This window comes from Paenibacillus sp. BT-177 (assembly GCF_025846815.2).
Lineage (GTDB): Bacteria > Bacillota > Bacilli > Paenibacillales > Paenibacillaceae > Paenibacillus > Paenibacillus polymyxa_C.
In genome coordinates this window covers 57,747-81,901 of record NZ_JAOYTP010000013.1, presented here as the reverse complement: position 1 = coordinate 81,901, position 24,155 = coordinate 57,747, and the positions used below count along the sequence as shown (strand labels likewise).

Sequence of the window (24,155 nt, the reverse complement as noted above, 5' to 3'; positions counted from 1 at the left end):
CTCATGTGCAATTCGAATCAGGACCCACCCGCAGCAATGGAGCTTCACCAAGATCGAAAGGACGGACAAATTGCTGAAGGGTAGCTTCTGCCTCTGACTCGCTCAACTCCGCATATTCCACCGTAAACGGAACATCCGGTAGGATTTGCTGTACAGGTTCACCGTTAATGGTCACAAAACGGGTGCGCAGCGAACCATGACGACGAATCAGACGACGGAATGCCTGCTCTAGCCGTTCCCGGTCCAGGTCTCCCTCAACCGTAAGGATACCTGGCATATTGTAGCTCAGCTCTCCACCTTCCAGCTGACTAAGGATAAACAGCCGTTTTTGGGCTGAGGACAATGGATAGTGCTCGCGTGCTTCGGCTGTATGAATTTCTTCGAAATTCAGCGGTGTATAGGCTTCAATGGCCCGAGCCAATCCTTCAATGGTAGGCGACTCGAACACTTCTCTTAGACTAATCTCGCGATTCATCTCCTTACGAATTCGTGAGACTAGCAAAGCTGCACGCAGTGAATGGCCTCCAAAATGGAAGAAATTATCCTTTACTCCCGCGCGCTCTACACCCAGCACCTCTTGCCAGATTTCGGCTAATTGGATTTCTACAGGTGTCTTTGGAGCCTCAGATGAAGTCACTGCCCATCCACGCTCGCCTTGCAGCGCTTTTCGATCTATTTTTCCGTTCGACGTTAAAGGCATGTCCTCCAGTTGTATGAAGCGAGAAGGGATCATAAATCCAGGCAACATCTCCGACAGAACTGCCCGGAGCTCGGATACCTCAAGCTTCTGAGCAGCTACGAAGTAAGCGACTAGATCCTTGTAGCCATCATCGCCCTCCACAGCCAAGGCCACGACTTCCTGTACGGACGGCACCCTGAGCATGTATGCTTCGACCTCGCCCAGCTCGATCCGATAGCCACGAATTTTGACTTGATGATCTATTCGACCCAAGTACTCAATGGTTCCATTCGGTAACCAGCGAACCAGGTCGCCTGTCCGATACATACGCTCTCCTGGAGCATACGGATTGTCCACAAATTTCTCATCCATTAACTCAGGGCGGTTATGGTACCCCCGTGCTAACCCGATACCCGAAATGCACAGTTCTCCAGCTACGCCGACAGGCAGCAATCTGAAATGGCCATCCAAGATATACACACGATGGTTGGCAATTGGTTGTCCAATGGATACGATTCCTACGGTTTCTTTACTGTTCTGGGCATTCCATATGGTAGTGCATACCGAGTCCTCAGTTGGTCCATAGGCATTGAAGTATTGTACATGCTTTCTCCACTTTTCGATCAATTCGACCGATGTGGCTGACCCAGCTGTTAGCAGGCATCGCAGGGTCGGCAGACGCTCTGGCTCGAGATGGATAGCGTAGGCTGGTGGCAAAGTCGCTACCGTAATCCCCTTATCGTTCATGAACTGCTCGAACAGAGCATGATCCAAAATCTCTTGTGTAGAAGGAATACACAGAGTAGCTCCGTGGCTCAATGTCGTTAAAATTTCCGAAACCGATGCATCGAACGACAGGCTTGCAAACTGAACAATCCGATCCTGCGGTGTAACTTCGAAGAGTCCGCGGTATACGTCCGACAGATTTTGTAGTCCCCGGTGTTCCACTAATACGCCCTTAGGCCGACCTGTCGTGCCTGAGGTATAGATCACGTAAGCCAAATCGTCAGGGTCGGCCGTATCCTTCAAATTCGAAGTGTCGGCATCATAGGTCGACGGTTCATCCAGCAACAGGACATTTCCCGTCCAGCCTCTATGCTCCAGAAGATGAGCTTGTGCAAGAATCATCTTCGTCCCCGAATCCTCAAGCATGTAGTTGATCCGCTCTTTCGGATACTCTGGATCAATAGGAACGTAGGCGCCCCCGGCTTTCATAATGCCGTACATCCCAACGATCATATCCGTTGACCGTTCAACAATCAGCCCCACCAGGTCTCCCGTCTTGATTCCCTCAGCACGCAGTCTTCTCGCCAATCCATTGGCTTTTGCGTTCAGCTCGGCATAGGTTAGTACCTCGTTCTCAAATACAATGGCCGTGGCGTCCGGCGTTCGACCTGCCTGCTCCTCCAACAGCCCGTGAAACGTGGTACGGTGTTTGTAGCTGGCGCCCGTGTCTCCCCATACGTTCAGAATCTGCTCTCTCTCCTGTGGCGTAACCAATTCCAGAGCATCCACGGAAATTGCAGGATTCTCCACAATTTGTTCCATCAGGTGGAACAAATGGCCCTTGATTTGCTCAATCGTGGCTGGATTATAGACGAGCGCATTATATTGGAACAACAATCTCATCTCTTTGCCCGGTAGAACAATTAAGTTAAAATCGTAATTCGTTTGTTCAAGAAGCTCCGCTTCCTCAATCTCAAAGGCAGCCTCGCCACCTCCCAGACGTTCTACTTCCTCTTCCACAGGATAGTTCTCAAATACCATAATATGAGAGATGAGATCCTGCTTTTGGTCCGTCTGAGCCTGAATTTCAAACAACGGGTAGGTATCGTACATATGAGAAGCCATATACTGCTCCTGCTGTTGCTTCATCAGGACTGTGAAGGGGAGATTTTCTTCCGTCTTCACACGAACTGGAATGGTATTAATGAACAAACCGATCATCCGGTCAATACCTGGGATTTCAGCTGGTCTGCCTGATACTACACTTCCGTATACAACATCCCGACTACCGTTATAGCGTTGAAGCGCAACGCCCCAGATAGACTGCAGCAATATATTCATCGTGACATGAGCATCTCTGGCCACCTTTTCCAGGCGTTCAGTCAATTCCCTGCTGACAGGATAATTCAGCTTCTCTGCTACATAGCCTTCTCCTTTAGCTGCTCCATCGACTTGAGGTAAAAGCGTCTGTTGTTCATAACCGGCCAGATATCGGCTCCAATAGTCGGCCGCAGCTGCTTCATCCTGCTGTTCGAGCCATTCAATATACCGGCTATACGGCTGAACCTCTGCCAGGTGAGGCTCTCTTCCTTCCAGGAGGGCAAAATAGTGTTCAAACACCTCCTGTGTAATTAATGGAACACACCATCCATCCATAACGATGTGGTGAAAGCTCCATATGAGACGGAAGTTCTCTTCATCTGTGTGTAGAATCGATACACGCAGAAGCTCATCTTCAGCCAGGTTGAAGCCCTGCGCTTTATCCTTAGCGGCAAATGTCTTCAGGTAAGCTTCACGCTGCGATGCATTCATCTCACGCAGGTCTTCATACACCAATTTGGCGCCTCTATGCCGGAATACAACCTGTAAAGGCTCACCGCCCCATCCGCTGTAGAAGTTCGTACGCAGGATAGCATGGCGCTCCACCACTGCATCCAGACTGTGTCCAAAAGCGGTCGGATCAAAGCTACCCTTAAAGTCAAAGGCGGCCTGTTCAAAATAAGCCCCTGTATGCGGCTCGAACATATCATGAAACAGCATGCCCTTCTGCATCGGCGTCAGACTGTATACATTCTCAATATCGCCTATGTGATTGGTCTGCTTAGAAAGCTCCTCCAGATCAGCAATACTCAGTCCCTTGGCAAGCACGTCACTTGGCGTCAATACAGTTCTTTCCTGGGTTACACAATGCTGAAGCAGCAGCCGTAGGCTTTCTTCGATATATCCAGCGAGCTGTTTCATTGTGGATAACTTATACTGTTTTCCGTTATAACTCATCGTCAGAGTCAAGGCTCCGTCTGTCACCATACCATTGATATCTAGCGTATAGGCTGACTCTCCCAGCAAGCTTTGCGCGCTTCCGGTTGGATAAGGAGAAACCTGCAACGAGCTTCCTTGCAAATCCTGATCAAACTGCCCCAGATAGTTAAAAGAAATCTCAGGCTGCAAGTTGAAACTGTCTGCGTCCTCCTGACTGGCCATCGTTTTGAGCAACCCATACCCGATACCTTTATTCGGAATACGGCGTAGCCCCTCTTTCACAGACTTGATCAAGGCTGACAATTCAGTATTATTTCCCAAGTCTAAAATGACTGGGTACTGACTTGTAAACCAGCCGACAGTACGGGTAATATCGATATTCGGCACAATCGGTTCACGACCATGCCCTTCCAGATTCACAGCAATCTTGCCAATGCCAGACCACTTAGATACCGCCATGCCCAGAGCGGCCAATAGCAGATCGTTCGTTTCCGTTTGGTAAGCACGATGGGCTTTTCTCAACAGTTGATCGGTTTCTTCCACAGTCCATTGGGCGGTCACCATTTCGCTATCCTTCAGTAAAAGGCTTTCCACAGCCTCATCCTTCGGCAACTGCTCGAGCGGCTGATCCCCCAGTTCTCTCCAATACGCCCGATGAATCTCGATTTCTGGGCTTTCCGAATAACGGGCAAGGGCATCTCCCCAGTCACGGAAGGAATCCGTCTTCTGCGGGAATGTCAGTGCTTGTCCTTGAATCACCTGCTCATAGCCTGCTGCGATATCCTCAAACAAAATCCGCCAGGATACTCCGTCCACCACCAAATGGTGGATCACAATCAGCAGGTGGTCTCCATCCTGACAATGGAAAAGCCCTAACTTCATCAGCGGACCTTCTGCCAGATTGATGCTGCGCTGGATGTCGTCCGACAGCGTTGTAATGGCTGCAACTGGATTGGATTCGTTCCGTAAATCAGCAGTGAACAGACTATACAGCTCTCCTTCTTCAAGATCACGGTTCCAAGCCTCGTAGCCATGCTCGGTCTGACGGAAAACCATACGAAGGGCGTCATGGTGCTCGGCCAATTTTCTCAGCACATGATGCAAAGCCTTTTCCTCAAATCCCTGTTCACGATACAGCATGACCGCTTGATTAAAGTGATGAGGCTCTGCTTGATTCCGCCCAAAGAACCACTGCTGGACTGGAGTCAAGCGAGTCGCTCCACGCACAACTCCCTGTTCAGCCATATGCACAGCCATTTGTATTTCTGCACCTAGCTCGGCAATGGTTGGGGATTTGAACAGTTGCTTCATCTCTAACCGATAGCCAGCCTGCAGTAACCGTGACGACACCTGAATGGCCTTGATGGAATCTCCGCCCAATTCAAAGAAATTGTCATGGATCCCCACCTGTTCAGCACCCAGCACCCCTTGCCAGACAGACGCCAAAGCTTCTTCAGCCGGTGTACGAGGAGCTGTATACTTCCGTCCTGTATGCGCACCTACTTGCGGAGCTGGCAGAGATCTGCGGTCTACTTTTCCGTTTGATGTTAATGGCATACGATCCATCTGGATAAAGTAGGATGGCATCATATAGCCCGGAAGTACCTGCGATAGGGCAAGGCGTACTTCGCCTGCCGTGAGCGCACGGTCCGCCACATAATAAGCGCAAAGCTGCTTCTCTCCAAGCTCATCTGCACGAACGACGACTACGGCTTCAACTACTGACTCCACCTTGGCTAATTGAGCCTCGATTTCGGGGAGTTCGATACGGTAACCGCGTATTTTGACCTGCTCATCAATTCTTCCCTTAAACTCCAGGTTCCCATCTGGAAGCCAGCGAACCAAATCTCCAGTTCGGTAGCAGCGTTCCCCTTCCTTAACAGGACTAGGGACAAATTTTTCTGCTGTGAGGTCAGGACGATTGAGATATCCGCGCGCTACACCTTCACCGCCGACAATCAACTCGCCCCAAGCACCAATGGGCTGTAATTGCAGCGATTCATTCACTACATAAGCGGTCGAGTTACTAATCGGGCGACCAATCGGCACGCCCCCTTCAACACGACCCGGAATCTTGTAGGTGGTGGAGAAGGTCGTATTTTCTGTCGGACCATAGCCATTGATAGGGACAAGATCAGGATTAGCCTCGATGACACGGTTTATATGAGATATGGACAGTACGTCACCACCTACCAGCAATGCTTTCAGTCCTCTGAACAGGTACTCATCCTGCAGTGAAAGCTGATTAAAAAGCGGTGAAGTAAGCCACATGGTTGTAATCCCGTACTTGGCAATAGCTGCTTTGAGCCGATCGGCAATCAGGATATCGTCGTTCTCCACGAAATAAAGCTGTCCGCCGTTAAGCAACGCCCCCCATATCTCAAAGGTCGAGGCATCGAAGGCCACGGCTCCTGTCTGCAAAATTCGCGTGGATTCGTTTAGCTCCACATAGTTGGTTTCTTTGACCAGACGGACCACGTTCCGGTGTTCAACCATAACGCCCTTCGGTCTACCTGTCGTACCCGATGTATAGATAACATAAGCGAGTCCCTGTGGTCCCTGAACTACCTCCTCAGCTTGGACAGGCTCAGACGCATAAGCCTCTGCACTGCTGAGGTCAACAATCGGTAGACCGTAGTCTACATTTATAAGCTCGCCCTTTTGTACCAGTAGTAGATTGGCATCGGAATCTTCGAGCATATAACGAACCCGATCTTCCGGGTAATCAGGATCGATCGGCACATAGGCTCCACCAGCCTGAAGCACTGCGAGCATACCAACCACCATCTCGATACCCCGTCCGCCCATAATAGCCACTGGTTGCTCCCTTAGTGTCCCCAAACGACGCAGTGTTTGGGCCAATCGGCGTGCCTTATCTTCCAATTCAAGGTACGTTAATCGGACATCGCCGAATACCAGTGCCGTCTGCTCCGGCGTACGCTTGACTTGTTCAGCGAACAACTCATGAATAGTCTTATCCCTTGGATAAGGAGTAGCTGTCGCGTTGAATACTTCAATGATCTGTACTTTCTCCTCTGGTGTGATCATCTCAATCTCGGCCAGTTGCAACTGAGGATTAGCCGCGACTGCATGCAGAACCCGAAGCAAGTGCGTTGCCAATCGCTCTACAGTTTCCCGCCGATACAAAGCCGTACTATACTCAAGGCCAAAGGCTAGTTCAGCACCCTTCTCCTCTACATTAAGGGACAAATCAAACTTGGCTGTGACGGTGTCCATTGGGTAAGGAGTAAAGTGCACTCCATCCATGTCCTGCTCTTCCTGCTCGGTATTTTGTAATACCAACAGGGTGTCAAAGAGCGGATTGCGACTGACATCACGTCCTACGCCCAGTTTTTCGACCAATTTTTCAAAAGGATAATCCTGATGCTCGAACGCCTTGAGTGCCGTTTCCTTGACTTCCAGAAGATAATCCTGAAAGGTTTTCTCTCCTGCCGGGTAACTGCGCAAGGCCAGTGTATTGACAAACATCCCAATGATGCCCTCAAGCTCCGCCCGTGGTCTGCCGGCTACTGGAGATCCTACGACGATGTCCTTCTGCCCCGTATATTTGTGCAGCAGCACCGAATAAGCGGCCAGCAATACCATATACAGTGTAGTGCCAGTACGGGATGCAAGCTCTTGTATCGCCTTATTGCCAGACTCGTCCAATGTAAAATCAATTCGGCTTCCCTCGAAACTCCGAACCGAAGGGCGCTGAAAGTCGGTAGGCAACTCCAATACCGGCAACTCTCCTTCAAAGGCTTGCAGCCAATACGCTTCGAGGTCTTGCCACTCTCTCTCAGACTGTTCCCGTTGCCATACCGCATAATCCTTATATTGAATATGCAGTTCTGGTAGGTGTTCTCCTTGATACAATTGCGTGAGTTCCTCCACCAGTATTTGAATGGAAACACCATCTGAAATGATATGATGCATATCAAACAGCAACAGATGACGCTCCTCCTGCAGCTTCACTAAGCCAACACGCAATAATGGAGCCTGACTCAGATCAAAGGCACGGGTAAAGCTGTGAATGAGCGTATCCGTTTCCTCCACCGACGCCTCGGTGTAGTCCAACGCAAACGGAACATTCTTATGCACACGTTGAACAAGCTCTCCATCCTGCATATAAAAGCCGGTTCTCAGCGATTCATGACGCTGGATCAGTGCTTTGAACGCAGACTCCAGCCGCACGCGATCCAACGGTCCGTCCACGGTGAAGGCCCCCGGCATATTGTAGCTGAGCTCTCCCCCGTCCATCTGTCTCAGCACGTATAACCGCTTTTGCGCTGAGGACACTGGGTATGCTTCGCTTTTCTCAGCCTGTGGAATAGACTCGTACACGGTTGGAATGCGTTCTTTCACCAGTCGCGCCAGAGATTCAACCGTAGGCGACTGGAATACTTCACGCAGCGAAATGCTGCATCCCAGCTCTTTGCGAATTCGCGTAACGAGCAATGTTGCCCGTAGAGAATGACCACCGATCTCAAAGAAATTATCGCGGACGCCCACGCGGGCAACTCCCAGGATATCCTGCCAGATGAGCACCAGCTGTGCTTCCACTGCCGTTCTTGGAGCCAGATAATCCTCGCCAGATTGCACGCTGCCCTCAGGAGCCGGCAACGCACGGCGATCCAGCTTGCCGTTAGGTGTAAGCGGCATTTGCTTCAGCCGGACAAAATAAGTGGGAATCATGTAAGCTGGTAATTCCGTTGCCAGCTGAGACCGCAATTCCCCTGGCGAAAGATCGCTGGAGGCTACATAGTAGGCGCACAGCAATTTTTGTCCCTGTTCGTCGTCTCGCGCGAGGACAATTGTTTCCCGTACGTTCGGAGCCTTAAGAATTTGGGCTTCGACCTCGCCCAGCTCAATTCGGTAGCCGCGAATTTTGACCTGATGGTCGATCCGGCCCAAATATTCAATATTGCCGTCAGGCAACCAGCGAGCCAGGTCCCCGGTTCGATACAAGCGTTCACCCGCCCGATACGGATGTTCTACAAATTTTTCAGCCGTCAAATCTGGTCGGTTCAAATACCCACGGGCCAGACCGTCCCCCGCAATGTATAGCTCCCCCGGAACCCCGACAGGCTGCAGGCGTCTATGCTCATCAAAGATATAAGCGCTAAGCGTTGGAATGGTTCTACCAATATTGCTTTTGCCTGCTTCAATCTCATGTTCTGTGATTTCCTTGTAGGTGACATGAACCGTTGTTTCTGTAATTCCGTACATGTTAATCAATTGCACAGCAGGATACTTTGCCCGCCAGTTTTTCAGAAGAGATGGGCTCAAGGCCTCTCCGCCAAAAATAATTTTTCTAAGGCTAAGCTCTGTGGATGAGTGCGCTAATTCTTCCTGTATCACCTGATAAAAATAGGTCGGCGTCTGGTTCAAAATAGTGACTTGATTGTCTTTCAACAGCTCCAGGAAAGCTGCCGGGCTCTTGGCTGTAAGGGATGGGACAATTACCAGTTTCCCTCCGTAAAGAAGCGCTCCATACATCTCCCATACAGAGAAATCAAAGCAGAACGAATGGAATAGCGTCCATGTATCCTGGGAACTGAAATCAAATAAATTGTTATCATTAAAGAGCAGACGAACTACATTTTTATGCTCGATCAGCGTTCCCTTTGGCTTGCCAGTTGTACCCGATGTGTAGATAACATAGGCCAAATGACTTGGTCCCGAAATGCTCTCCAGATTGGAAGCATCTCCTGTATACGTTGCGGCTTCGTCCAAACTCACAAGCTTCCCGTCAAACGTGGTACTCTCCCATAGATGGCTTTGGGTGAGCAATAAGCGGACTCCTGAATCCTCTAGCATGTAACGAATACGTTCTTCAGGATAGTCAGGATCAATTGGCACATAGGCCCCTCCTGCCTTCAAAACCGCCAACATGCCGATGACCATCTCTAGGGAACGATCAGCCATAATCCCCACGAGTACATCTGCACCCACGCCTTCAGTGCGTAAATATCTCGCAAGCTGGTTAGCCTGCTCGTTTAGAGCTAGGTATGTAATGCTCTGCTCGCCCATCTGAACAGCTACATGGTCCGGCGTGCGCGCGGCTTGTTCCTCGAATAAGCCATGAATCGTTTTCTCACGCGGGTAATCCACTACATCACCTTCCGAAAGAGCCAGAATGGATTGCTCCTCTGCTTCTCCCAAGAGGTTTACCTCTGCGATGGTAAGCTGCGGTGTATGAATGATTTGCTCGGCGATCGTAAGCAGCTGGGACACCATGTCCGTTACTTCACTGCGTTCAAACAGCTTCGTCCGATAATCGACATCCAGTACCAGCTCGCCTTCATCCAAGATCTCCACGATATGAAGCACAAAATCATTCACTTCATCGCCGCAAAAATCATAATCCGTCAAAATGCGCACGTCATCCAAATCAACCCAGTTGATAAGGCGGTATTCCATGGAAACACCAAAAAGCCGCTGAATATCCTTGTTGCCGTGCATTTCTCTAAGATCCTGAATTAACTGATTGTACGGATATTTCTGATGTCGCAAGACTGACATTTGGTCCCTGGCTACATCCTGCAGGAAACTCAACACTTCTACATCCTTGTCAACGTATGTTCTGGCTGCGGCCGTGCTGACAAACATACCGATCTTTTGCTTCTCTTTCTTGTTCCCCCGGTTAGCAAACGAGGTGCCGATCACCACATCCGGCTGATTCGTCACTTTGTGTATGTAGATATACATCGCACCCATGAAGAATTGGAACAGAGAAATCCTGTTTTGCTGGCAAAATGCCTGTAGCTCGCGATATAGCGCCTCTGGCACAGTAAAATGCTCCCGAACAGCTTGGGTACTTAGCGATAACGGATTATATGATTTCCAACCTGTCAGTTCAGGCAAATCAGAAAATTTGTCCAGCCAGTACGCTTTATCCTTCTGGTATCTATCAGAAAGCTCATATGCGTTCTCATCTGCAATATATTCAATATAAGAGCAATCATCGCTCAGCTTAGGTTCATTTCCTTGAATTAAATCCATATAAAAGGCTATCAGTTGATTGCCATAGACCACCATAGAAATCCCGTCAGAAATGATATGGTGCATTTTGATATTAATCCAATATTCTTCCTCACTAATCTTTACAATTAAAAACTGGAAGAGTTCAGAGTCCAATAATGGCAAAGGTTTACTTTTGTGCTGCTCAAGCAAGGCTTCGACCTCGGAAATGCTTTCGATGTGGGTAAGATCCAGACACTCCAACTGTCTCTCCTCATAAGGAACGACATACTGCTTAGGTACTCCATCCACTGAGGTAATACGAATGCGGAACGCATCATATTGTTTGATAATCAAATTGATGGACTGCATGAAGGCAGCGATATGCATATGACCCTTCATCTTGGCTGTACCGGATAGCTGTGACACAGATGTATCCGGATAGAGTAATTCGGTATACCATATACGCTTTTGCGCATTCGTTAAATCATATAACTGCATGTCATTCATCTCATTCACTCCTATTTCCGTGATGTGAAATCCTCCCGCTGCACCTTGGCAGTCAGGAGGACAAAAAGACAGTTTAACGCGCGCTTCCACTCCGTCATTGATCAAGTGAAACAATTTCCTCCGCCTCAGCCACCAGTCGATCGCCTACGGTAGCCCGACCACTTCCGAGAGTATAACCACGCCGACGCTTGACCACTTCAAAATAGAGGTCAATTCGGTCCCCAGGCTTCGCGAAGCTATGGAAACGAACGCCATTGAGGTTGGTCAGATATGAAATACCCCTCTTGTCAATCGCAGCAAATGCCGCTAATTGTGCGAGCGACTCTACGATCAGCATAGGAGGCATGTATGGATTAGCCTCTGTAATAAACCACTCACTCCGGGTAACAAGCTTGTACCCCTTCGCCCATTGCGACGTTTCGTACCCGGTCACGCCATCGAGCAGAAGAAATGGGTACCTGTGCGGAAGCACATCCTCAATACGGATTAGTTCTTCGCTCACAGGCTTATACCCCCTCCCACTTACGAACGGCAAGACAGACGTTGTGCCCTCCAAAGCCAAAAGAGTTACTAATCGCCGCACGGACTTCACGTTCCTGATATACATGCGGTACAAAATTCAGTTCAGGGGCTTCGGGATTGTCGCAATTGAGTGTCGGTGGTACTTTGCTGTGGATCATACTCTGTACCGTTGCAATTAATTCGACTGCCCCTGCACCGCCCATTAAATGGCCTGTCATGGATTTAATAGACGATATCGCCAAACGGGGAGCATGCTCTCCAAATACTTTTTGAATAGCGTTAATCTCCATTCGGTCATTAAACGGCGTACTCGTACCGTGGGCATTGACATAGTCAATCTCCTGCGGTGTCAAGCCCCCATCTTGCAGTGCTATATTAATCGCTTCTGCCGGGCCGGAGCCCGAGGGATCTGGAGCCGTGATATGATATGCATCTGTTGTGCATCCGTAACCCGCCACTTCAGCCAAAATGGTGGCCCCCCGGTTCAAGGCATGTTCCAACTCCTCCAACACTAGAACCCCTGCTCCTCCACCGATGACAAAGCCATCGCGATCCGTATCAAACGGGCGACTGGCCTTCTGTGGCTCTTCATTACGTCTGGAGAGAGCGTGAATATTCGCAAAAGATGCCAAATCAAGCTGACTAAAGTTGGCCTCTGCTCCTCCAGCTACTACGACATCAGCCGTGCCATACTGGATCGTACGTAATGCTTCACCGATGGCATTGCTTCCTGTAGCACAAGCTGTAACCACGGCAAACGAAGGTCCCTTAGCTCCAATAGCAATAGAGATTTCGCCAGGCGCAGAATTAATCATCATCGAGGAAACAAAATAAGGAGAAACCCTTTTGGGACCAAGCTCTGTTAATTTCCGGTAGTTCTCCTCTATGACATCGAGACCGCCTGCCCCAGAACCGACGATAACACCCACACGGCCTGCATTCCGTTCATCAATGACTAACTTCGATTGCTCGACTGCCTGGCGGGCAGCCGCCAAGGCAAATTGAGTGAACTGTGCAACCTTTTGCGCTTCCTTTTTGCTCATATACTCCAACGGGTCAAAGCCCGTAACCTGCGCACCAATTTTTGTTGGTATATTTGCTGTATCGAAAACAGTGACAGGTCCGATTCCACTTTTTCCTTCCAGCAGTGAATTCCAGAAATCTGTAAGATGAAGCCCGACCGGCGTTACGACTCCCTGTCCTGTCACTACAACACGTCTTCTCACCATACCCACGTCCTTCGCTGAAATTAATTCTTGGAAGCCTGTTGCTCGTAGAGAGGAAAGTCGCCATATACATGACTAATTTTCTCATGCACATCTGCAAGATCAGCAAATACCTCGACGACCACAAGCTTGTTCTCCTTGTACTTTTGCCAAGCAAGCTGAAGCTGTTCCCGAGCCTCCCCCTTGCTCCGGATCGCCAGACTTTCGACAAACTCATACTGGGGAATTTGGATACCTGTTTTGACCTCCTCCGAAACAAATGGGAAGTCCTGTCCTGAGATATGCTTATAATTCATCTGATTTTGCAGCCAACCGTAGCCGCCATTATTAAGTACAAGATAAATTACTGGTATTTGATACTGTACCGCCGTCATAAAATCTGAACAAAATAGATTGAATGCACCGTCACCTACAAGCGCTACTACCAGGCGTTCTGTCGCCACACTTGCCCCCAGAGCAGCGGCCGCACCGAAACCGAGACTCGTTTGATCACTGGGAACAATCGAAAGTGAGCCTGAGGCAAAACGGAAATATGGATAAAAGTAAGACCACATATCCTGCAATCCGTTCTCTTGTAAAAGCACCAGGTCTTCAGGGAACTCTGCCTGAATCATGTCCAACAGCTCTGGAACGTGGATGCCGGGGGCCCTTTTCAGCTCTTCCAGATAATTAGCCCTCTGAGAAAAAGCCTTCTGTTTGCATCTTCCGATCGTTTCAAGCCATGCTTCATCAGGCTCTTGCCCGCGTCGTTCAAGCCATTGCTCCACTGCCGCATATCCGTCACCAAGCAACTTAATGCCCCTGAATTCGTGAGCGAAATCCTCCAGCTCTACATTGACTTGAATCAAAGACGTATCCTGCAGCAAAATATCCCACTCGAACGTAGCCGTTTCTTCCAATCGGCTGCCCAGTGTAATAACTACATCAGATTCATTCCAGATTTGCCTCAGACTCAGATCGGTATAAAGCCCAGCAACACCACAGAAAAGCGCATGATCTTCATTAATTACGCTTCTTCCCGAGGCAGTCGCGAACAAGGCTGCTCCATGTTGGCTGGCGAACCGCTCAATGACATCACCTGTTCCTGACTTCATTCCACCCCCGACTAGAATGAGAGGCCTGCGGGCTGTCTCAATAATGCTCCATGCAGCATCCAACTCCCGAAGTGATGGAGAGCACGACAGCTTTTCTGGCGGGGCAAACTGAAGCTCGGTTGGCACAGGCTGGTCCATCAGGTTTTCGGGTAGTTCGATATAGACAGGTCCCGGTGCTCCATTGATAGCCAAAAAGGCAGCCCGCTCCATTGCCCATACAAGCCGATCCACATGCTCGACACGGTAAGCCCATTTTACGAGTGGCTTCACGAGTGAGATTTGATCGGCTTCCTGAAAGGATCGGGTACCCAGCTTGTCTCCTCCGGTGCCAAGCGCCAAAAGCAGTAGCGGGGCACCCAGGTTCTTGGCTTCCAGCAGCCCCGTAAGTGTATTACTAAGCGCAGGGCCTTTCCCCACAACACACACGGACATCTGGTTAGTTGTGAGCGCATAGCCTGCGGACATAAATACAGCATTACGCTGATCTTTGCAGAGAATAAAATCCATACCGGATGAGGGGAGTGACGCTACGATATTGAGATCGTCACTTGGTAATCCAAAGAGGTGCTGAACCCCAGCCGACTGTAAGTAGCCAATGATGGCATCCCAGGGGGATATACTTGCGGTCATACCAAACTCCTCTTTTCTGACAAATATTCTGCGACAATTTCCGAGATCAAGATCGGCTTCGAAACGAGCTTATAATCATAAAAAATATAGTTCGACATCGTGCCATAGCCACCAAAAGGCTTATTGCCTTGATCCACATCCTCAAGTGTTTGATTAATGGTCAATGTGTGCTTCTTTCGTAGAACATCAGTCAGATGCTCCGACCCGTATAAGCTGCAACCCATTGCCCGTTCGCTGAAATAACTGGAGGAAATGCGCTTGACCAATTGCTCGTCGTCTTGGTAGCTAACTACATTGAACACTGGTGAAAAATACTCAATAATCTCCAAGTTCTGATCCAATTCGCTATATACAACCGTTGGCTCCATCTTTTTCGTACGGAAATCAATGCCGCCGCCATAAATAATAAACTTATCGTTTGTATTAAAATATTCAGAAACCGAATATAGCGTGTCTTTATAGAATATAGGGGAGTAGTTCGCATTCGGGTCATTGTTGGCTCCAAATACGAGTTTGTCAAGCCGTTGAATCAGCAAGTTTTTGAATGGCTCACTCACCTCTTGATGTACCAAGATGATGTCAGGTCCCAGGCAGTCCTGTCCGGAGTTGAACAATCTCATGCGGATCACATCAGTAACCGCCAGCTCCAGATCGGCATCTGGTCCAATGATGAAAGGATTGATCCCTTGCCCATAAAAAATGTAGAGCTGATCTTTGCGGATCTGCTTTTTGATCTTCTCCGCATTGGTGTAGCTTCCGGTAAACACCACAATATCAGCCGGCATCACGGAGTTTTCCATGAACACCTTCTGGCTAACTTTACGAATATAGATGGGTAATTCATGTACAGCCTGGAGCTTTTCATGCAGCATATTGACGTACTCGTTTACGTGAGAAGAAGGGCGAAAGTCTATATTTTCAACGTACAGGGATGGAATCAAGAGGTATAATGCATAAGAGTACAAAATGACGTTGGAGGGCATGAATACAGCCATAGATCGTTGCCAGCTTGGCTGATGGGTCTGCACTTCTTGCAATGCACCTTGAAGTGTGAGGATCGTGGAGTCAATTTCTGCATTGGCGGCCCGATAGGATGAAAACTGCGTGAGAATATCCATCACTTCTTGCCGATTTTCAATCAAATAATTGAGGCATTTCAGAATAGATTCATGCCTTTTCAAAAACAGCGTGTTTTCTGCCAGTTCTGGATTTATACTCATGGCACATTCTCCCTTTCCTATATGCGATTTTGATAAATATTTTGTTATGCTTTGCGAGAAGCAGCTTTCTCTAGAGCAGTTCGCTCCATCTCCAGACGATCTACTTTTCCATTGCGATTTAAAGGAAAATGATCGAGTGGAAGCAAAAGATCGGGAAACATGTAAGAAGGGAGCACCCGATTCATCTCTTTGCGGAGCACAGGTAAGACCTGTGGGGATTCACTTTCGATGAATGCAACAAGCAAAGTCCCTTTTGCCTCATCCTCCAAAGTAATCACGCAGGATCGGTAACCTAGCGAACCAATTCGGTCTTCGATATAGACTGGAGAGACCATGTAGCCCATCCGATTGACCGTCTTACCGCTGCGACCAATAACATACAGCATTCCGTCATCCAGATAGCCTAGATCTCCCGTCTTGAACCAGCCATCCTGTAGAACAGATTGTGTCAGGTCTGGACGATTCAGATAACCTTCCATACATCCGTCACTTCGTATCCACACTTCGCCTACGATACCGTCTGCCTGCTGGTTGCCTGTAGAATCAAGTATTTTCAAATCCACACCGGGTAATGGTTTGCCACAACCCTTCGGACAATCCAGCGTCCCCAGCGTAACGTTGCCCAGTTCAGAAAGGCCATAACCATTCAGCAGGGGCTGTCCAAATATGTTGTTAAATTTCTCTTCGAGGTCTTGGGTAAGTGGAGAACCGCCTACGCACCACATGCGGACTGGAGATTGCTTGATCAATTCCAGCTGTTCGGGTTTTCGGCTTAGCATACGCAACAAGGTGTAAAAAGCAGAGGGGTTAGCGTCTACGACCGTCGCCCGGTCTTTCGTAATACTTGCAATGACGCTCCAGAGGTTTTTTGGATTGCAGATGATGAGAGAACATGAGGTTAACCACCAGGAGAAGATAAGTGAAACTCCATAAAAATGAGAGAAAGGCACCACGGGGAGCATATGGTCAGACGGTATGTAGTTCATAGCGTGTATAGAATGCCTGATATTCTCCATAAAAGCTGAACCAGCTTTCACGATTCCCTTGGGTTTTCCCGTCGTACCTGAAGAATACAGAATGAGCGCATCAGATCTCTCGCACCACTTGTTAAAGTCGAGGGCTTCGGACTTTGGCTCTCCCACCCAATACGGATGTACTGCTTCTTCTTGAATGAGATCTTGAATCAGAATAACGAGAGCATGAGGAAGTTCTAAATCGGAATCCGTCAGGATGCAACAGGCACCTGCTTCATCATAGATTTGGGCCACCTCATCAATTACAGTCTGCTCGTCCACCACAGTTACCGAGACTGCCAGATGACACAGGGAGAACAGAGATACAACAAACCAATAGGAATTGGCCGCTTTTAGAATCACTCTACCATCTTCAGGAATTCCTCTGAGAGTCAACATCCGTGAGAAGATCGCCACGTCCCGTTCCAGACGCTCCCTGCTCATAATTCCTTCAGGTGAGATAATACGGCAATCCGTATGCGTAATAAGCACAACGTTCCCTCCTTACATCCCCGTAATATGGTATCCAGCATCTACATGGATCACTTCACCCGTAATGCCTCTCGATAAATGGGAAAATAGGAATAACGCCGTATCTCCGACTTCGGACGTATCGACCGTCTTGCGCAGGGGCGTAGTTTCTTCAATATGCTTTAGCATTGTGTTAAAATCTTTAATGCCATAGGCGGCCAAAGTACGTATAGGACCAGCCGAAATTGCATTTACGCGAATTCCATAAGTACCCAGATCATTCGACAGATAGCGCATGCTGGCTTCTAGTGAAGCCTTTGCTACACCCATAATGTTGTAATTCTTGATGGCTCGTTCTGCACCGATATACGTCATGGTGACGATACTTCCACCCTCCGTCATCAGCGGATATACGCGGCGGGATACGGCAGCCAGAGAATAGGCACTGATTTCTTGAGCAACTGCGAATCCCTCGCGAGAAGTGTCGACGAACAAGCCCTCCAAATCCTCAGCCTTAGCAAACGCAACACTGTGGAAATATCCGTGTAAGACGCCTACCTTCTCCTTAAGAAAATCCGTCAGCGCGTCCAATTCTTCATCGCTCTGTACATTGCAAGGACAGACAATGGAACCCGGAATGGTTTCAGCGAGCTTTAGCACTCGTTCTGCAACCCTCTCATTTTCGTAAGTAAAAATGAGATTTGCTCCTTCCGCAGCTAAAGATTGGGCTGTCCCCCAGGCAATACTCCTGTTATTAGCTACACCCATAATCAAAATGTTCTTTCCACTCAGTAGTACTGCCACAGAAACCACCTTTCTTTTTTACATTTTTAAACATAATAACAACTTAATTGCGTTTATCTACACATATATACATATATAATCTTTCCTGGAATATTATCTCGTCAGTTGCCAAACTTATATAGGCGCCGTTTTAGGCAGATGGCAAGAATATTTTAAAAATTGTGAATGTGGTTTCTGTTGGTCTGTGTTCAAATCGAAAGGAGTCCATGCGTGTGAAAAAAAAGTGAGGCAACGATAAGATAACTGTCAAAGCGAGTTTAACATAAAAATATCATACTCTTATAAATATTTCCATTCTGACGATAGACTCATCCCATTATCGAAAGTAACCACTTCATTTTCACCAGCAATGACTCTCCCGATTTGAACATCCTGAGTGACCAGCCTGATTCGTTTCAAGCTTGAGGCTCTATTCTTCTTGGCTAAGCCTTATGGTTATGTTTTTTAGGAGCTAAGGTATAGCTAAAGGAGACAACAAAGTCGATTGCCAGAACGATCGCCCATGTTTGCATGATGCCCTCCAATGCCGCCGTACGCTGCGGATCACCTACATATACAATGATGGCGAGCAACAAAGCGTTGCCTATAGCCCAGCCCAACAGGTGAAGCAACCAACCAATACGCTCCTCTTTGGCATGCGCAGCACCATACTTGCGTTCAGGCTTGGGTCCTTTACCAAACCAATGAGAGAATCGTACATCGGCCCACTTAATTAACCTATGACCAAACGCTACGGTAATACCAAAATAACAGGCTGCCAGGCCAGTAGCAGTCGTAATCTCCATGCCACTTCTCACCGTGATGAACACCGCAATCAGCAACAGGATATCAATAATTGGGGTAAAGAGTAAAAGAAGGCCCCCTAATTTCTTCAACCCAAACATATACCTTGCGACTAACCCTGCAACAACAAAAACCCAAAATAAAACCTCAGCACTAATAATAAATAAATACATAATGGACGATTCCTTTCAAATTTGAAATTGGTATTTCCCTAAGTCCCCCCCTTCATGCCCACTATCATACAATATTATACATAATATTCCTAGTATTTTGTCTATAATTACATAAAAGGAAACAAATAGCCGTTTTTTTACAATAAAATTGCGGCTATTAAGTCCATTTCCTCTTATTCTCAAATTGGGCATTTTTCATAATATGCTGCAAATAAAGGATTATGATATGTGCAATAAAAAAAGATGCACCCCTGTCATCAGCACGGGTGCATCTTTTATATAGAAAAGCTATCCAATTACAATATGTCCTTCAGGACGACGGTACAACGTCTTGGTCGAACGTGGGCGAATGGCATAGGCGATCGTAAGAGGACCGATTCGACCAATAAACATGGTCACACAAATAATCAGCTTGCCTGCGTCAGACAATCCTGGCGTCACTCCTACAGACAACCCTACCGTTCCGATTGCAGAAGCCGCCTCAAAGGCAAGAGAGAGAAATGGAGCATCCTCTGTCATTAAGAGCAGTATAACCACAATCGAGAATATAAATAGCGCCATTACAATGATGGTCAACGCCCGCATCATGATATCTTGAGGAACCCTATGACGGAAAAACACAATCTCCTTCTGTCCTCGCATGACGGCGATTAACGCACCTACCATAAGCAGAAACGTAGTTGTTTTAATTCCTCCTCCAGTAGAGCCTGGAGAAGCACCGATAATCATCAGCAGCATAATAAAAAATTGACTGGCCTGCCTTAACCCGCTGATGTCGACTGTGCTTGTACCCGATGATCTCGTGGAGACGGATTGAAAGACAGCGGCATATACTTTGCCTTCCCAGTTCAGTCCACCCAAGGTTCGTGCATTGGTAAACTCAAAAATAAATATAACCAGCGCACCAATTACAATGAGCGCTCCCGACACGCTTAGCACCATTTTAGAGTGTAAAGTCAGTCTCCGGGCACGACGAAAGTCGAACAAATCGCTTAGTACTAGGAAACCCAATCCTCCCGAAATTACAAGCACAGATGCAATCATATTGAAAACAAAATCTCCTGCGTATTGCTGGAAGCTGGTTCCGAACAGATCGAATCCCCCGTTATTAAAGAGGGATACGGAATGAAAAATCCCATAATATATCGCCTGTCCGACCGGCATCTCTCGCATCCACCGCAAAGCTAAGACGACAGCCGCAATCGCTTCAATGGTAAAAGAAAAGATCAGCACCTTACGAATAATGCGCACGATCCCTTCCATGCTATCGGCGTTAATCGCCTCCTTAAGCAGTAGCCGATCCTTCAACGAAAGTCGTCGTCCCAATAACAGCGCAAACAAGGTCGCTAAGGTCATAAAGCCCAACCCGCCTAGCTGCATCAGCACCAAAATGACGGTTTCTCCAAATACCGTATAGGTCGAATCGACGTCAACAACGACCAATCCTGTGACACAAGCAGCAGAGACGGACGTAAAAAGCGAATCAATCCAATGCGGAGCATGTCCACCATGATTGGCAATAGGAAGCATCAGCAGTAAAGTACCCAATGCAATAATCAATACATATCCGATGACCAATATAAAAGGAGGCGATGCAAACCGACTAAGCTTGACGCTGCGTTTCATCAGAAGTATTCCTCTCCATCCGTTCTTATGAAAAAGAGGAACAAGACACGGGAACCCCGGCTGATCCTCTATATTCATAATGTTATGTTATTCTACGGTACGGTTACGCATATGCGGGAAAAGCAGCACATCGCGAATGGAAGGCGCATCTGTCAGCAACATCACCAAACGATCGATGCCGATGCCCAGCCCGCCTGTTGGCGGCATACCGTATTCCAAGGCGCGGATAAAGTCATCATCCATTTGATGAGCCTCATCATTACCATGCTCACGTTCCAGCAATTGTGCTTCAAAACGTTGACGCTGGTCAATTGGATCATTCAGCTCAGTGAACGCATTCGCATGCTCACGAGCAACCACGAACAACTCGAAGCGATCCGTAAACCGCGGATCTTGTTCGTTTTTCTTGGCCAACGGTGAGATTTCAACCGGATGTCCAGTAATAAAGGTCGGTTGAATAAGCGTTTCCTCTACAAAATGCTCAAAGAATGCATTCAGGATATGACCAAATGTCATGTGCGATTCAACTGGAACTTTATGCTCTTTCGCAAGGCGATGAGCTTCTTCATTACTCATCTGCACGCTAAAGTCTACGCCTGTTACTTCTTTAACAGCATCAACCATGGAGACTCTGCGCCATTGCGGCGTCAGATCCACTTCCTGACCTTGATACTGAATGTGCTGTGTGCCCAGTACTTCCTGCGCAATATGTGCAACCATGTTTTCCGTCAATTGCATGATATCTTTATAATCAGCATACGCTTCATACAGCTCAATCATCGTAAACTCAGGGTTATGGCGGGTCGAAATACCTTCATTACGGTAAACACGACCGATCTCATATACTTTCTCCATTCCGCCGACAATTAGTCGTTTCAAATGGAGTTCAATAGCAATACGCATATAAAGCTGCATGTCCAATGCATTATGGTGCGTAACAAATGGCTTCGCTGCCGCCCCGCCAGCAATAGAATGCAATGTTGGAGTTTCAACTTCCAAATAGCCGAGCGAATCGAGATAACGACGCATGGATTGAATAATACGGGACCGTGTAATGAACGTTTTTTGTACTTCAGGGTTCATAACCAGATCGACATAACGCTGACGGTAGCGCAATTCCACATCCTTCAGACCGTGGTATTTCTCCGGTAATGGGTACAAGGATTTAGACAAAACCTCAATATCCAGCACTTTGATCGTCGTTTCGCCTGTCTTGGTTTTAAAGAGCACGCCCTTAACACCAACAATATCGCCGAGATCCAAAATACCAAATGCTTTATAATTTGCTTCAGGTACAGTGTCTTGACGAACATAAATTTGGATCCGTCCGCTAAGATCCTGTATATGAGCAAAGCTGGCTTTCCCCATAACTCGTTTAGCCATAATGCGGCCTGCTATGCTAACTTCAATATTCTTTTCTTCCAATTCTTCTTTGGTCAAGCTGTCATACTTGCTCAGTAGTACGCCCGCTTCAGCCGTGCGTATGTATTTGCGTCCAAAAGGATCAATGCCCAATGAGCGAAGCTCGTCCAATTTGGCACGACGAATTTGCAATAATTCACTTAATTCCTCGCGATTTTCTTGTAATTCCTGGTTAGTAGTTTCATCCGACATGGTGCTAAATCAGCTCCTTCAATATGAATAGACGGGCCGGGGTCCGTCTCGGGTGTAGAGAAAAAAAGCTTCCACAAGGAAGCTTTTACATTAAATTCCAAAGTCCGTGTTTTTATTTCTTGATATCCACGATTTTATATTGAATAACTCCTGCTGGAACGGTTACATCTACAACAGTTCCTTTTTTCTTACCGAGAATGGCCTTGCCAACCGGGCTTTCATTGGAGATCTTGTTTTGGAGCGGGTCGGATTCGGCAGAACCTACGATAGCATACTCTGTAATATCCCCGAATTCCAAGTCTTCAACGGTTACAGTTGCCCCTACTCCCACAACATCGGTGTCAATTTCATCACTATTGATAATACGGGCATTGCGTAGCATCTTTTCCAGCGTAATTACACGGCCTTCAATAAAGGCCTGCTCATTCTTCGCATCCTCGTATTCGGAGTTTTCACTAATATCTCCGTATCCGATGGCTACTTTAATCCGTTCAGCCACTTCGCGGCGTTTGACAGACTTTAAGTTTTCAAGCTCATCTTCGAGCTTTCTAAGGCCTTCCTGTGTCAGAATGACTTCTTTATCGCTCATCTCAACCGATTCTCCTGTCATGGGAAAAGTTTAAAAGTGCATCGGAATGCACGCTTTCAAAACATAATATGCCACTCTGAGGGAATGAGAACATTTCCTGCTGTTGTCTTGAGAGCTGCATACAATTTGTAGTATACATCAAGATTTTATACTGAACGATTATAGGGCAAGCAATTGGAAAAGTCAATCGCGTGCGCAGGCCGGAACAGCTTCCTTATTGCGCAACAGTAGCAAGAGAAGCAGCGTTTGTAGAAGGCCCTTCGTTTTCCACCATGTGCAATTGAGATACAAATTGATCCAAAATACGTACCATATCGTCGCGCTTTGTTTCTTCCATAATTAAATCCTTAATACGTGCAGAATCTTTAAGGCCCTTGAGGTACCAAGCCAGATGCTTGCGCATTTCACGAACAGCTACTGCTTCGCCCTTCAGCGCCACCAGCCGATCCATATGCAGAATGGCAATACGGATTTTTTCCTCCGGTGATGGATCAGGCAAGAGCTTTCCCGTCTGCAAATACTCAATCGTACGGTACAGCATCCATGGATTCCCCAGCGCGCCGCGTCCAATCATAACGCCATCACAATGGGTCAAATCCAACATCCGCCGAGCATCTTCCGGTGTTACAACATCACCATTTCCAATGACAGGAATGGATACTGCTTCTTTAACTTCTTTTATAATATCCCAATTCGCATGCCCCGTATACAGTTGCTCCCGTGTACGGCCATGTACGCTGACGGCCTGACCTCCGGCACGTTCAACAGCGCGAGCGTTCTCTACAGCGTAAATATGCTCGCTATCCCAACCGATACGCATTTTCACGGTAACTGGCTTGCTCACCGATTCTACTACTGCCGATACCATCTCATAAATCTTATTTGGATCAAGCAACCACCGAGCACCTGCATCACATTTGGTCACTTTGGGAACCGGGCAGCCCATATTAATGTCAATAATATCTGCATTCGTTTCCTGGTCTACGACCTTCGCCGCTTTCACCAAAGATTCACGATCGCCTCCGAAAATTTGCAAGCTAAGCGGCTTTTCGCGCTCATCTACAAACAGCATCTCACGTGTACGCTTGTTGCCGTGAATGATGGCTTTATCACTAACCATCTCTGCACATACCAAGCCTGTACCAAATTCCTTGGCAATCAAGCGAAAAGCAGGATTGCACACGCCTGCCATGGGTGCCAAAACGACTTGGTTTTTCATTTCAATATCGCCGATTTTCAACATATCTGTTCAC

General features: G+C 47.7%; 12 protein-coding genes. All 12 read right to left on the bottom strand.

All coding sequences use genetic code 11. The annotated features are described in order from the left end of the window. Position 1: 1 nt before the first annotated feature. The gene (locus OIU26_RS23895) at positions 2-11,137 is read right to left on the bottom strand and encodes a non-ribosomal peptide synthetase (RefSeq protein WP_264218241.1); all 11,136 of its coding nucleotides are present in this window, start codon (positions 11,135-11,137) and stop codon (positions 2-4) included. A 94-nt stretch (positions 11,138-11,231) separates the two neighbouring features. Next, positions 11,232-11,639, bottom strand: coding sequence for a 3-hydroxyacyl-ACP dehydratase FabZ family protein (locus OIU26_RS23890; protein WP_264218240.1), 408 nt, complete (start codon positions 11,637-11,639; stop codon positions 11,232-11,234). A gap of 4 nt (positions 11,640-11,643) precedes the next feature. After that, complete coding sequence (gene fabF, locus OIU26_RS23885) at positions 11,644-12,888, bottom strand: beta-ketoacyl-ACP synthase II (RefSeq protein WP_013368717.1); 1,245 nt, start codon at positions 12,886-12,888, stop codon at positions 11,644-11,646. Between the two features lie 20 nt (positions 12,889-12,908). Continuing rightward, a complete protein-coding gene (locus tag OIU26_RS23880; RefSeq protein ID WP_264218239.1) occupies positions 12,909-14,609 on the bottom strand; it encodes a thiamine pyrophosphate-binding protein in 1,701 nt (566 codons plus the stop codon). Continuing rightward, the gene (locus OIU26_RS23875) at positions 14,606-15,829 is read right to left on the bottom strand and encodes an aldehyde dehydrogenase family protein (RefSeq protein WP_264218238.1); all 1,224 of its coding nucleotides are present in this window, start codon (positions 15,827-15,829) and stop codon (positions 14,606-14,608) included. The genes OIU26_RS23880 and OIU26_RS23875 overlap by 4 nt, the downstream gene beginning before the upstream one ends. A gap of 44 nt (positions 15,830-15,873) precedes the next feature. Further along, entirely contained in the window at positions 15,874-17,334 is a 1,461-nt protein-coding gene (locus tag OIU26_RS23870) for a class I adenylate-forming enzyme family protein (protein ID WP_264218237.1), read from the bottom strand. A gap of 12 nt (positions 17,335-17,346) precedes the next feature. Beyond that, on the bottom strand, positions 17,347-18,117 hold the full coding sequence (gene fabI, locus OIU26_RS23865; protein WP_063208412.1) for an enoyl-ACP reductase FabI: 771 nt from the start codon (positions 18,115-18,117) through the stop codon (positions 17,347-17,349). Between the two features lie 422 nt (positions 18,118-18,539). Then, positions 18,540-19,073 (bottom strand): hypothetical protein, encoded by a 534-nt coding sequence (locus tag OIU26_RS23860; protein WP_264218236.1) that lies wholly within the window; start codon positions 19,071-19,073, stop codon positions 18,540-18,542. 288 nt (positions 19,074-19,361) lie between these two features. Further along, entirely contained in the window at positions 19,362-20,699 is a 1,338-nt protein-coding gene (locus OIU26_RS23855) for a TrkH family potassium uptake protein (protein WP_040102440.1), read from the bottom strand. Between the two features lie 87 nt (positions 20,700-20,786). After that, positions 20,787-22,313: a lysine--tRNA ligase gene (gene lysS / locus OIU26_RS23850; protein ID WP_264218235.1), complete on the bottom strand. Its 1,527-nt coding sequence runs from the start codon at positions 22,311-22,313 to the stop codon at positions 20,787-20,789. Between the two features lie 112 nt (positions 22,314-22,425). Further along, positions 22,426-22,902, bottom strand: coding sequence for a transcription elongation factor GreA (gene greA, locus OIU26_RS23845; RefSeq protein ID WP_013308160.1), 477 nt, complete (start codon positions 22,900-22,902; stop codon positions 22,426-22,428). 214 nt (positions 22,903-23,116) lie between these two features. Continuing rightward, positions 23,117-24,145 carry a tRNA dihydrouridine synthase DusB gene (dusB, locus tag OIU26_RS23840; protein ID WP_013368708.1) on the bottom strand — a complete coding sequence of 343 codons (1,029 nt, stop codon included), beginning with the start codon at positions 24,143-24,145 and terminating at the stop codon, positions 23,117-23,119. Between the last annotated feature and the right edge of the window lie 10 nt (positions 24,146-24,155).